Raw genomic sequence first — 12,039 nt, forward strand, 5'->3', positions numbered from 1 at the left:
TTTATCCTCAATAAGGGAATCGCATGAAAATAGACAATCTGCCGTTTGGCCTGACGCAATGGGATCAGGTTGAAGAGACCATTCATCCAGGCGACCAGGGAAAGGCGACGTGGCGAACCGTAGAATTTAACGATATCCGGGTTCGCATGGTCGACTATTCGCCCGGCTATGTGGCCGATCACTGGTGCATAAAGGGCCATATTTTGCTCTGCATGGCGGGCGAGCTTCACACTGAACTGGCCGATGGACGCCGTTTCGTACTGACACCGGGCGTCAGTTATCAGGTGGCGGACGATGCTGAACCGCATCGTTCGTTTACCCCCACCGGCGCGCAGCTCTTTATCGTTGACTGAGTTTGCTATCCGCCTCTTTTGTGGTCATCTGCTGGTGAATCATCGCGTCGTTGACACTTTTAAAAGTAAACTGAATCTGCTTTATAAAAATCAGCAAAATTAATGGCTTATTTCATCAGAGTTATCTGGTTCTGACAGGAATAATTCTCATCAGGTTGTATGCTTGAAGCCTTATAAGACCGTTTTGTATTCACCTGATGTGGGGAAGCCTGTGCTGATAAAAAAGAAGAAAGTTCGTTCGCATACCGAAGACCGACTGCTGGCGCTGGTGCTGGCCACTACCGCCGGCATCCTGAATGCTATGGCGCTGGGCGCGTTTGGATTTTTCCCGTCGCATATGACGGGTAACACCTCGCAGATCTCCCAGGAAGTGACCACCAGCGACCTTCACACCATGTTGTTTTTAATGGCACTGATTATTGCCTTTGTGCTGGGCTGTACCGTTGCGCGGCTGGCTGTGGTTGTCGGGATCAAACATAAGTTGCGCACCATTTTCTGTCTGATCATTATGGCGGAAGGGGCGGCGCTCACGGCGGCATCGATCTTTGAGATCGTGTTCTATCGGCCAAGCTTTAATGGGGAAGTGCTGGTGATGCTGGGCTTTTTAATGGGGATTCACAATGCGACCTCAACGCAGCTCTCCAACGGCCGCGTCAGATCCACACACATTACCGGTACGCTGACCGATGCTGGCATTGCGCTGGGTTCCTGGATCTTTGCCCACACGTCGCATGCAGTGCATATGGAAACCGACGATCGCCGTTTTTTCCAGAAAGTGCTGCACACCCATCTGACGACAGTATTCTCCTTCCTGAGCGGCTGTATAGCCGGTCTGCTGCTGTTTAAAGCCTATGGCTTCAACGCAATGGTTGGCCTGGGTGTGTTTCTTATGCTGGTGGCGCTGACAGCTATCGCCGTCACCGTGCAGCGCACCCGAAGAAGTCTCTACTGATCAAGCCAGTCCCGGGGCGGCTTTCTCCCTGGGGCTGGGCCGTTATCGTGTGCTATGACGACATGATGAGCATCATGTTAGCGGAATGTTGATACGTGCATTCGGGCAAACTATTTTTATCTCATCAGCCACTGTACGGGCTGAGCTACTCTCAATCAGCGTTTTGAATCGGAACTGTTGATTAATGCCTGCTGATGAGCAATCCGTTGTGTTCGCAAGATTGACAGCTGTGCTGTAAGCGTTGTAACAACGGTTCACGTCGGACACTTCAGTTTTACACTGGCTAAAAATTCTAAAGGCCGTATCAGGATGACCGGTCAGATAGTCAATTTCAGAATTGTGTTTAAGTCTGCTCAGCCCTGGCACGACCAGAAATCCGGATAAAAGCGTTAATGCCATTAAAAGTAAGATAAAAGATTTATAAGTCACCGATTTTTCCTGTCGAAATTCGGATGCAGTAAAACGAAGCATTTAGCTTTAATGCTAACAAATTTGTTTAAACTGAACGGCAATAAAAGGGTTAAAATTTGTCTGGGGATATTTACGCGCCCTGGTCGCTTACGTCAGACACTCAGGCTGAGCAGTAAGCGCGCACTTAACATTTTACTGAAAGAGGGGGCGGGCAAAATGCCCGCTGCCCTTTAGCGCTGATATTGCTGATCGCTGACGTGCTCCAGCCAGTCAACTGGCGAGCCATTCAGTGACTCAGCGATAGCAATGTGTGTCATGGCATTATCCGGCGTTGCGCCATGCCAGTGCTTCACATTTTCCGGGATCCAGACGATATCCCCGGTATTCATCACCTGAATGGCTTCACCTTCACACTGAATCCAGCCCTGTCCCTGCGTGACGATCAGGGTTTGCCCCAGGGGATGAGTATGCCATGCGGTGCGTGCGCCCGGTTCAAAGGTCACCGTCGCACCGCCCACGCGGGCAGGTTCGGATGCCTGAAATGGCGCATCAATCCGGACTGTGCCGGTAAAATATTCGGTGGGCCCTTTGCGTGAAGGTTGGGATCCGCTGGCGATAATTTTCATAACTGATTCCTGCTGTTAAGGGTGAGTAAAAGTGTAACCTGTGGATCGGCGGGTGATTAGCCAGCGCGGTGCGTATAGGGCTATAAGCAGGGTTTATTAATAAGAACGCGTTTCAGGCCGTCATGTTATATCGGGTAATGATATTGATTTTAGAGTAAGGCGCAGGCGGTGCTGACGCTGGCAGAAATCCATGAAACTCCAGTAGCGTTCTGAAGGCATACAGCGCATCAAGCTGTAAATTATGCTCAATCAGCGCATCAATTTTACCAGCCTGCAGCAGGGCACAATTCTCCTGATCGAGATCGTGACCGATACAGGCATTCACCTGGCGCTTTTGTTCTGCAAACGCACGCAGTATCCCTGGATTACCGCCTCCGACAGTGTAAATCGCGTCTGCGTCCGGATGGTTTTGCAAAAACTGCATCACTGAATGATGCATCCTGTCATCAATGCCATAACCGCCTGCGACCACGCTCACCTTATGCTGGGGCGCAAACTGTTGCATCGCTCGCTGAAACCCCTGGATCCTCTCCTGTTCGCCTATAAAATCCCGGCAGCCGGTTACCGCCACGATATGAGATGGGCTAATCCGCAGCCATTTTGACATCAGAAACGCCGCCACTTTACCGGCATCAAAATTATCCATGCCGATATAGCGCAGTCGCGCGCTGCCAGGCAAATCGCTCATCATGGTAACCACCGGAACACGGTGTTTCAGCAGCGATTCGAGGGTGAGGTTCAGCTCTTCGGAACAGGCCGCCTTGAGAATGACGCCGTGACTGTGACACGCTTTTTTGTTCAACAGCGCCTTAATTGATTCCGCCGTAAGATTCGCCCCGAAATGGAAACGCAGCTGAAGTTTAAAGGCGGTGAAACTGGCGATCTGACTGCTGAGCGCCTCACGTATCAGTGGCTGAAAGCGGTCAGGTGTATGCATGATCACGTCGAAATAGATCGTTCTTCCTCTCGCGAGCCCTGCTTTTTGCATCAGTTCCAGATCCGCTATCGCCTGCTGAATTCGATGCTGTGTCCTGGCAGGCACGTTGCCGCGCTGATGCAGGGCGCGGTCAATGGTCGCAAGGCTGAGCCCAGACTGGGCTGCGATCTGTTTCAGGGTGAATTTAGCCATGTGCTACTCGTGATACCAGTGAATGAAGATAGTTTTATCATAGTGCTGGCCATTGTCTGATGATCATTTGACAACGGCAGGTCAGAACCTGTCAGACCGGGAAGCCTGCGTGCTGGTGACCGGGATAAACGGTAATCGAAAGACTGTAATAAATACATTTAGCCAGGTTTCTGCTTCAGGATATTGAAATCAGATTACCGTCAGATTAGGCATGAAATAGATTGCAGCGGTTATAACCTCGTTTTAGCCATTTACAGGTTCAGGGCAATGTCAGGAAAAAATAAAGCCAGATAATATTCCGGGTCTGTATAATTAATAATCTCTTTGCCGCTTCGCTTATATTTATGTCATGACGGCTTTTTTGTTTTTTACCTCCTGCTGATGATAGACTGTATATGCATACACCGTCGGGAGGTCGTGTGAAGTACGACAACGATAACGAAATCCGCGCGCTGGTTGGTGCGGTAGTCAGTGATTTGATCAAGGCGGGAGAGCCGGTTCATTTTCACGATATTACGGACGCCTTGTTTCGCCTGAGCGAAGAAACCCGTGACAGCAGGCTGAAAGCACTGTGTCAGGAAGCGATAAGCTTTTTTACCCGCAAGATGCATTAAGATTGACAGGACGACTATTGAGTACACGCACAGTCTGCCAGGCAATCTTTTTATGTCGACAGGAACAGAGGGATTGAATAAGGGTGGCAGCTTGAAAAGGGCTTTTCTGTCAGTCTGTTGTTTCTTTTTTATTCAGCACGTCAGTTTAAAATCTGAATAAAAAATTCAGTCAGAACCTTCTGCGTATTGTTGATTGTCAGTCGCGGCTTTCAGATTAAGAAATGCCTGATTTCAACAGTCACAATTATTAAGCCTGAATGATTATTACCTGAAAGGTTTGTATAAAAGCAGTATCGCCAGAATAAAATGCCTTACAGTTCCTGTAGGGGCAGGATAATTTTCTAATCCGATTTTTTAGGTGGCCTGCAGAGTTTATCGCTAAAGTCACGGCAGTTTAAAAAGGGCCGAGGCGGGCAGGGTATCCTGCGTTAAACGCAATAACGCAGGATGAGATGTCAGATGCCGGTATCGTCTGGCGTACGGCCAACCACGATTTCCAGCGTTTTGCGCAACACATCCAGCCTGACCACATCTGAGGTGCATTCCAGTTCCGCGATCAGATACAGGATGATGGATTTATTGGTTACACGCCCCTGATCAGCAACAATGTCACGAATCACTGCACCCAGCAGTTCGGTTTCCGGCGCAAGCTGATCGCCTGCACTGCGAAAATAGTCAATGATTGAAATATCTGATGAAGAATGTTGCATGATTTTTCTTTCTCTGAGGAAAATGAGTCAGATGCAATGGTTGAAGTCAAAACGAGCGTTGATGCTGTTTTCGTTTTGCCCAGGCCGTTTTAAATAATTCTATGTGGATCTGCCGCTTCGCTTAAAGGTAGCCGCGTATATCAGGCACGCATTGCGCTTAATCAGTGTTTTTTCGAACCGTCAGGCGGACCATCACTGTTCATACGATGAGTGTTTTTATCACGTTCAGTACCGTCAGCCTGCACGCGTTTGCGTGCGGCTACCATGCCATTTCGGACTTCAGTGATGGCTTTGCGAATAACAGACACTTTCGCGTTGTCATCAGCATCAGCGGCCATCAGTTCGAGCTGTGCGATTAAGGCATTACTGGAAACGGGTTTGTCTGACTTGAGCAATGTCAGAACGGCTTCACCGATCATGACATCTGTCAGTTTCTCATCTTCACTTCTGTACATACTGGCTTCTCTGATTGCGAATCAATGGCCATGCTGCGGATCCGTATACCTGAGCGGGTGCGACTTAGCACACCTTATACGGGAAGCAGTACTGGGCTTTTTACTACGGTAAATCTTCCTGGATAAAGGCTGAAACAGCGTACTGATTAACACCTGCGACTGTAAGTAGAATCAATCCTCGCGGCGAAAGAGCATCGCGATTAATTCCTGCAGATGGCTCTCTTCTTCAGGTGTAGCGGCAAGTTCGAGACGACTCAAGAGTTTACTGCAAATCGTTTTACGACTAAGGCTATGACCTGCGCGCAGAATTTCGACCACAACCGAACCCAGCGTCTCCTGTTGCGAAGGTGAGTTGGCCTGATTGAAGTAACGGGCAATATCGCTGATAGGTTCCGGGGTTTGTCCGTTCTGACGCATGTTGTTGTCCTCAGGTGGTTTAAATGTATGCACTCTGGCTGCGCAAGTTATACATCACTAAGCGCGCAAGTTATACATCTTTCCAAAAAGTTGTACAAGATTTTGGATTTTTGGAAGAATTATTTTTGTGCAAAAAATGCTATAGCTTGTAAAACAAGATGTTACGAGGATTTTGGAGCGAGGAAGAAATTGTACCATATTCTTGTACCGTTAACACCCCGCCAGCACTCAAGCCTGAATATTAAGGCCAGCAGGGGGTTATCTACTGCGTCAGTGTTTGAAAAAGATATCATCAGCAGAGACGGGAGCGGCAGGCTCTTTGCCCAGAGTACTGGAAAGCCAGTTTGCCGGGGCGGTTGTACGCGAACTGATCGTTTTGAATCCCATCAGCCATTGACGCGCATGCTGCATCTGCTCAAGGCGATGCTCATTTACTTCAGACTCAGCCATAACCTGTAGCTCTTTAATCAGCAGTTCAACATTAACTTCCTGACCAGCATTAAACAGGTTCATTGCGGCTTCGCCAATGATGACATTCGCTTTTTCGTCGCTGGAAAAATACAAAATATCCTCCTGGGTGATTGCGGTAAGTAACATTAACTGTAGCAAAAAAATTCACAATGCTTAATCAATTCAGCCTATCAATAAGATTATTTTAATTGTCGAACTTCTGTGCGACTGACGCATGTGGAGTCTGGTGACAAATTCCACGCCGTAAATGGAAAATTGTGGCGGGTCTGTTTTTTAATCCTGTTTTTGCCCTCCAGCTCACCCAACCGGGATAAGAGGGCTGGGAAAATCCGCTTTTCACCCTGCGGCACCTTTCAACAAGCGCTCCGCTGTTAAATTTAAATCATTACACATCAATAGTTAAGAACCCGTATTTACAAAACTTCACACCCGAACTTCACTGCTGAAGAAACTTCACAACCCTGCGCTAGCGCAAATGTATAGCCTGTGCTATAAAAATTAGCATATGCTATTTATGTTCTCTTTTTAATCACCTCTGGAGATCGCCCGATGGTCCCGATAACTAAAATCACCACTCTCTTACTGAGTGCGCTACTGACAACCCTGATGACAGCCAGCAGCTATGCAGCAGAAAAATTTAAGATAGTGACGACCTTTACCGTGATTGCTGACATGGCAAAGAACGTAGCGGGTGATGCAGCAGAGGTCACATCCATTACCAAACCCGGTGCTGAAATACACGAATATCAGCCGACGCCCGGCGATATCAAACGGGCGCAGGGCGCGCAATTAATCATGGCGAACGGGCTGAATCTCGAACGCTGGTTTCAGCGTTTTTATCAGCATCTGGACGGGGTGCCGGAAGTCCTGGTCTCCGCAGGGATCAAACCCATGGGCATTGGAGAGGGGCCTTATAATGGAAAACCGAACCCGCACGCCTGGATGTCTCCTGACAATGCGCTGATCTATGTCGATAACATTCGCGATGCGCTGGAGAAATATGACCCGGTTCATGCGGATACCTATCGGCAGAACGCCGCCGTTTATAAGCAAAAAATTACCGCTGCATTGGATCCGTTACGTCAGCAGATTGCCGACATCCCGGAAAATAAACGCTGGATGGTGACCAGCGAAGGCGCCTTCTCTTATCTGGCTCGTGACCTGGGCATGAAAGAGCTCTACCTGTGGCCGATCAATGCTGACCAGCAGGGCACACCGCAGCAGGTGAGAAAAGTCATCGACCAGGTGAAGAAACAGGCTATCCCGGCAGTGTTCAGTGAAAGTACGGTGTCGGACAAGCCAGCCCGTCAGGTCGCACGGGAAACAGGGGCGCATTACGGTGGTGTACTCTACGTCGACTCCTTAAGCAATGCGCAGGGACCTGTGCCGACCTATCTTGATTTGCTCAGGGTTACCACAGAGACGCTGGTGCAGGGCATTAAAGCGGGAGAGAAAGCGCAATGACAGACACCATCGTGGTTTCCGATGTCACCGTGACCTATCGGAACGGTCACACTGCGCTGCATGACGCCAGTTTTAGCGTGCCAGGCGGATCCATTGCAGCACTGGTGGGTGTTAATGGATCAGGCAAGTCCACGCTATTCAAAGCGCTGATGGGATTTGTCCGGCTCGCCAGCGGCAGCATCTCTGTGTTAGGCATGCCGACACGGCAGGCGCTGCGGAAAAGCCTTGTAGCTTATGTCCCGCAGTCGGAAGAGGTCGACTGGTCGTTTCCGGTGCTGGTGGAAGATGTGGTGATGATGGGCCGCTACGGTCACATGGGCTTGCTGCGCCGACCTAAACCGCACGACCAGCAGATTGTCAGTGAGGCGCTGGCGCGCGTCGATATGCTGGATTATCGGCATCGCCAGATCGGTGAACTCTCTGGCGGGCAGAAAAAAAGGGTATTTCTGGCGCGTGCCATTGCTCAGCAGGGCAGCATTATCCTGCTTGATGAGCCATTTACCGGCGTAGATGTGCAGACCGAGGCCAGAATCATCAGCCTCCTGGATGAGTTGCGCGACGAAGGCAAAACTATGCTGGTCTCTACCCATAATCTGGGATCGGTCACAGCGTTCTGCGATTACACGGTGATGGTAAAAGGCACCGTTCTGGCAAGCGGTCCGACCCGGACCACTTTTACCGCCGCCAATCTTGAGCGTGCGTTCAGCGGTGTATTGCGGCATGTGATGGTGAAAGGGCTGGACGATCAGATTATCACCGACGATGAGCGGCCTTTTATTGCCCCACGCGCCGCACCTGAAGACGGGAACTGATCATGGAACTGCTACTGGAACCCTTTGGTTATCACTACATGCTCAACGCGATGTGGGTCTCCGCCATGGTGGGCGGCCTCTGCGCGTTTCTCTCCTGTTATCTGATGCTCAAAGGCTGGTCGCTGATTGGTGATGCGCTTTCACACTCTATCGTACCGGGCGTAGCGGGCGCTTACATGCTGGGTCTGCCGTTTGCGCTGGGGGCGTTTCTCTCGGGTGGGCTGGCGGCGGGCAGTATGCTATTGCTGAATCAGCGCACGCGCTTAAAAGAAGATGCAATTATCGGCCTGATCTTCTCCTCTTTCTTTGGTCTCGGTCTGTTTATGGTGTCGCTCAATCCGACTGCAGTGAACATTCAGACCATCGTGCTCGGCAATATTCTGGCGATCGCACCCGCCGATATTCTCCAGCTGGCTCTGATTGGCGGGCTGTCGATCATCATTCTGCTGTTTAAGTGGAAAGATCTGATGGTCACCTTTTTTGATGAAAATCATGCACGCGCCATCGGTCTGCGGCCTGAACGCCTGAAAATTCTTTTCTTTACTCTGCTGGCGGTCTCAACCGTGGCGGCGCTGCAAACCGTCGGCGCGTTTCTGGTGATCTGTCTGGTGGTGACGCCCGGCGCGACGGCCTGGCTGCTCACCGACCGCTTTCCACGTCTGCTCATGATTGCTGTCGCCATTGGCAGCATCACCAGTTTTCTCGGTGCGTGGGCAAGTTATTACCTTGATGGCGCAACGGGCGGAATCATCGTGGTGGCGCAGACGTTGCTGTTCCTGCTGGCGTTTGTTTTTGCGCCGAAACATGGCCTGCTTGCTAACCGGCGTCGTGGACGTCAGCAGCCCGAAAAGGAGCCTGGCTGATGTGGATCCTTGAACCTTTCCAGTTTGCGTTTATGAACAGCGCGTTACTGATCGCGCTGGTGGTGGCGATCCCCTGTGCGCTGCTGTCAGTATTTCTGGTGCTGAAAGGCTGGGCGCTGATGGGCGATGCCATGAGCCATGCAGTATTCCCTGGCATTGTGCTCGCCTGGATGGTGGGACTGCCGCTTGCGGTGGGTGCGTTTGTTGCGGGTCTGTTCTGCGCAGTTGCCAGTGGCTTTTTACAGGACAACAGCCGTATTAAACAGGACACCGTGCTGGGCATCGTATTCTCCGGCATGTTCGCGGTGGGGCTGATCCTCTACATCGCCGTGAAACCTGAAGTGCACCTCGATCACATTCTGTTTGGCGACATGCTGGGCATTACCGGCGCGGACATTATTCAGACATCCTTAATCGCAGTGTTAGTTGTGTTAGTGATTGCGGTGAAGTGGCGTGATTTTATGCTGTTCAGTTTTGATCCGCAGCAGGCGCAGGTCTCTGGCTTACCCGCACGTTTACTGCATTACGGGCTGCTCTGCATGGTTTCGCTGACTATTGTCGCGACCCTGAAAGCGGTGGGGATTATCCTGTCAATTTCTCTGCTAATTGCGCCTGGCGCTATCGCGGTGCTGCTTACCCGACGTTTTTCACATGCGCTGCTGGTGGCGGTCCTGGTATCGGTGCTGGTGTCGTTAAGCGGAGTTTATCTCTCGTTCTTTATCGACAGCGCGCCTGCGCCGACCATCGTTGTACTGTTTGCGCTGGTATTTGTTGTTGCAATGGTAATTTCGGGACGGAAAACCTGTCGGCTGGAGCGTCTTAAACTTCGCGAAAGCGGCAGGTCTGGGTGAGGTGATGACCAATATGAAAGCGGTGAGCTGGAGTCGATGAAATCGCAGACCACAGGGCAGGTGGGCTTACCTATGCTCTTTGTTTTCGTGCATTTCATTGATTTTAAAAGTGAAATTCGCTTAACGCTGGATGCAGTGCTGATGTCCACTTTGTGCCAGAAGCGGACATTCATTAGCTCTTTTATTATAACTTGACGCACAATTTCAGCGGTTTTCTTGTCGCAGTTGGTTGTGTTGATCGAGTTCATAATCGATAAACGCACCGATCATAGCCCGGTAGACCTTTTCGATAATCACTGTGGGAAGTCCTGCTTCAGTCGCCTGTTTACTTACCTTATCGATTACCTGCTGGACGCGGTCTGGAGCACGCACGGCTGAATGGTCACTTTTGAAAGCTGCTGCAGCTTTAACACACTGGCTGCGTTGCGCGATCATTTTAACCAGTTCACTGTCAATCTGATCGATACGGTTCCTAACATCCTCAATTGACGAAAAATTCATTGCAATCCACCTGACTAGTACATGAGTGTGATAGGTTACATAAATCTTCGATTCAAAACAGTTTTAAATTTCTAAAGTCTGTCTGAAAGAACGATAAACGAAAGAATTCAATCAAGAATATGTGGTTATTGAGAGTGCGATAAAAGAGATAGAACGAATGACTGCTCCTCGCTCATAGCGGACATTAGCCCGACGTCAGTCCGCTTTGTGCCAGAAGCGGTCTTGATTTTGACTCATCAATGCAGATAGTAGCGTTCAGTTGTGTTAAAAAATTGCTTCAAGACAGCTATATTCAGTACCTGATGGAGCAGAAATGAGAACGCAAAAAAGATGCATGGGTTATGTGGCCATCGTAGTCGACGACTATGACCGCGCAATTGAGTATTACACAGACAAGCTGGGCTTTACGCTGGTTGAAGACACGCCGCAACCCGGTAAGCGCTGGGTCGTTGTAACGCCAAATCCGGAAAGCGATTGCAATCTTCTCCTGGCCCGTGCTTCAAACGAGCGACAGGAAGGCTTCATTGGCAACCAGTGCGGCGGCCGGGTATTCCTGTTCCTGCAGAGTGACGACTTCTGGCGCGACTATAACGCCATGAAAGCGAAGGGCGTCCACTTCTGCCAGGAGCCGCGAGAGGAGGAATACGGGATGGTCGTTGTGTTTGAGGACATCTACGGCAACCGTTGGGATCTTTACCAGAACAGGCAAAATTAAATCACTGAGGGTCAGATTGACCATACGCAATCGGCCCCAATACCACATACGCTTTTTGCTCAAAGCGGACGGGCATGCCTCAACAGCTTACCATTACTTTTACCAGGCAAGCCGCGCAGCGCTGCGACAGTAGAATGTAATAGTTACAGTATACTAGTGCGATTTAATAACAGGTGCGGATTAGGCCGGCGAACCGGCCTGAGGCATTATCAGATGGCGCAATAAACGCGCGCTTCACGTGGCGTGTAGATACCAAACGTCACCACGCTCAGTAAGCCATTAACAAACGTCTGCTGCACTTCAACCCGGTTAACTTTTTCCTGGCCGCCGCATACCTGTGCCGCATCAATGCTCTTACGCTGACCGATACCTGAAACAAAGAACGGCTGGCTGGTTGTTTTCGTCGCTGCGCCAACCTGATTCTGTTTCATTACGAAAGTCTGCTGCGCACAGCCGGTTAAACTCAGAGCCAACAACGCCGCAACACAAAGCTTGTTCATAAATATCCTTATCGCCTTAAATGAAAAAATAAATGCTGAGTGAAATCATCACTCAGCCAGCAATCAGGTTATCGACAACGAAAGCTGAAACATGAGAAAGATTTTTTAAGTACGCCTGACGGATAGGTTTTGCTGAATAGTACAGCAATAAAAAAAGCCCCTGCAGAGCAGGGGCTTTTTATGTCTACCGCAGCG

Annotated in this window: 17 protein-coding genes; 8 read left to right on the forward strand and 9 right to left on the reverse strand. The window is 50.0% G+C overall.

Going from position 1 to position 12,039, the window contains the following annotated elements; all coding sequences use genetic code 11:
* The first annotated feature begins 23 nt into the window (after window positions 1-23).
* Window positions 24-353 (forward strand): DHCW motif cupin fold protein, encoded by a 330-nt coding sequence (locus HZZ01_RS13745; protein WP_179898163.1) that lies wholly within the window; start codon window positions 24-26, stop codon window positions 351-353.
* 211 nt (window positions 354-564) lie between these two features.
* The gene (locus tag HZZ01_RS13750) at window positions 565-1,305 is read left to right on the forward strand and encodes a YoaK family protein (protein WP_179898164.1); all 741 of its coding nucleotides are present in this window, start codon (window positions 565-567) and stop codon (window positions 1,303-1,305) included.
* 72 nt (window positions 1,306-1,377) lie between these two features.
* On the opposite strand, the gene HZZ01_RS13755 is transcribed toward HZZ01_RS13750, so the two are convergent.
* The 3 genes from HZZ01_RS13755 to HZZ01_RS13765 all read right to left on the reverse strand — a co-directional run bounded on the left by HZZ01_RS13755 (window position 1,378) and on the right by HZZ01_RS13765 (window position 3,471).
* Window positions 1,378-1,734 carry a hypothetical protein gene (locus HZZ01_RS13755; protein ID WP_179898165.1) on the reverse strand — a complete coding sequence of 119 codons (357 nt, stop codon included), beginning with the start codon at window positions 1,732-1,734 and terminating at the stop codon, window positions 1,378-1,380.
* 212 nt (window positions 1,735-1,946) lie between these two features.
* Window positions 1,947-2,342, reverse strand: a complete 396-nt coding sequence (locus tag HZZ01_RS13760) for a cupin domain-containing protein (protein ID WP_179898166.1) — start codon at window positions 2,340-2,342, stop codon at window positions 1,947-1,949.
* A gap of 112 nt (window positions 2,343-2,454) precedes the next feature.
* Entirely contained in the window at window positions 2,455-3,471 is a 1,017-nt protein-coding gene (locus HZZ01_RS13765; RefSeq protein WP_179898167.1) for a substrate-binding domain-containing protein, read from the reverse strand.
* A 419-nt stretch (window positions 3,472-3,890) separates the two neighbouring features.
* On the opposite strand from HZZ01_RS13765, the gene HZZ01_RS13770 reads away from it, so the two are divergent.
* Entirely contained in the window at window positions 3,891-4,085 is a 195-nt protein-coding gene (locus HZZ01_RS13770) for a hypothetical protein (protein ID WP_010246886.1), read from the forward strand.
* A gap of 455 nt (window positions 4,086-4,540) precedes the next feature.
* On the opposite strand, the gene HZZ01_RS13775 is transcribed toward HZZ01_RS13770, so the two are convergent.
* From HZZ01_RS13775 to HZZ01_RS13790, 4 genes are all read right to left on the reverse strand, one after another.
* Entirely contained in the window at window positions 4,541-4,795 is a 255-nt protein-coding gene (locus tag HZZ01_RS13775; RefSeq protein WP_179898168.1) for a biofilm/acid-resistance regulator YmgB/AriR, read from the reverse strand.
* Window positions 4,796-4,956: 161 nt separating this feature from the next.
* Complete coding sequence (locus HZZ01_RS13780) at window positions 4,957-5,250, reverse strand: hypothetical protein (RefSeq protein WP_179898169.1); 294 nt, start codon at window positions 5,248-5,250, stop codon at window positions 4,957-4,959.
* 171 nt (window positions 5,251-5,421) lie between these two features.
* Window positions 5,422-5,667, reverse strand: a complete 246-nt coding sequence (gene ycgZ, locus HZZ01_RS13785) for a regulatory protein YcgZ (protein ID WP_179898170.1) — start codon at window positions 5,665-5,667, stop codon at window positions 5,422-5,424.
* A 270-nt stretch (window positions 5,668-5,937) separates the two neighbouring features.
* Entirely contained in the window at window positions 5,938-6,231 is a 294-nt protein-coding gene (locus HZZ01_RS13790; RefSeq protein ID WP_179898171.1) for a hypothetical protein, read from the reverse strand.
* Between the two features lie 456 nt (window positions 6,232-6,687).
* Between HZZ01_RS13790 and HZZ01_RS13795 the strand changes: the two genes are divergently transcribed.
* The 4 genes from HZZ01_RS13795 to HZZ01_RS13810 are packed head-to-tail and all read left to right on the forward strand — an operon-like array spanning window position 6,688 to window position 10,128.
* A complete protein-coding gene (locus tag HZZ01_RS13795; RefSeq protein WP_179898172.1) occupies window positions 6,688-7,602 on the forward strand; it encodes a metal ABC transporter substrate-binding protein in 915 nt (304 codons plus the stop codon).
* Window positions 7,599-8,414: a manganese/iron ABC transporter ATP-binding protein gene (locus tag HZZ01_RS13800; protein ID WP_179898173.1), complete on the forward strand. Its 816-nt coding sequence runs from the start codon at window positions 7,599-7,601 to the stop codon at window positions 8,412-8,414. Before HZZ01_RS13795 ends, HZZ01_RS13800 begins: the two co-directional genes overlap by 4 nt.
* A gap of 2 nt (window positions 8,415-8,416) precedes the next feature.
* Entirely contained in the window at window positions 8,417-9,277 is an 861-nt protein-coding gene (sitC, locus tag HZZ01_RS13805; RefSeq protein WP_090965044.1) for an iron/manganese ABC transporter permease subunit SitC, read from the forward strand.
* The gene (locus tag HZZ01_RS13810) at window positions 9,277-10,128 is read left to right on the forward strand and encodes a metal ABC transporter permease (protein ID WP_179898174.1); all 852 of its coding nucleotides are present in this window, start codon (window positions 9,277-9,279) and stop codon (window positions 10,126-10,128) included. The genes sitC and HZZ01_RS13810 overlap by 1 nt, the downstream gene beginning before the upstream one ends.
* A 204-nt stretch (window positions 10,129-10,332) precedes the next feature.
* Here HZZ01_RS13810 and HZZ01_RS13815 read toward each other — a convergent pair whose 3' ends face one another.
* Window positions 10,333-10,629, reverse strand: coding sequence for a chorismate mutase (locus tag HZZ01_RS13815; RefSeq protein ID WP_179898175.1), 297 nt, complete (start codon window positions 10,627-10,629; stop codon window positions 10,333-10,335).
* 313 nt (window positions 10,630-10,942) lie between these two features.
* On the opposite strand from HZZ01_RS13815, the gene HZZ01_RS13820 reads away from it, so the two are divergent.
* Window positions 10,943-11,344 (forward strand): VOC family protein, encoded by a 402-nt coding sequence (locus tag HZZ01_RS13820; RefSeq protein ID WP_179898176.1) that lies wholly within the window; start codon window positions 10,943-10,945, stop codon window positions 11,342-11,344.
* 209 nt (window positions 11,345-11,553) lie between these two features.
* Here the strand turns inward: HZZ01_RS13820 and HZZ01_RS13825 are convergent, their stop codons facing one another.
* Window positions 11,554-11,844, reverse strand: coding sequence for a Bor family protein (locus tag HZZ01_RS13825; protein ID WP_010259114.1), 291 nt, complete (start codon window positions 11,842-11,844; stop codon window positions 11,554-11,556).
* Window positions 11,845-12,039: the final 195 nt, after the last annotated feature.

The sequence above is a fragment of the Pantoea sp. WMus005 genome (assembly GCF_013415305.1).
Taxonomy (GTDB): domain Bacteria; phylum Pseudomonadota; class Gammaproteobacteria; order Enterobacterales; family Enterobacteriaceae; genus Pantoea; species Pantoea rara.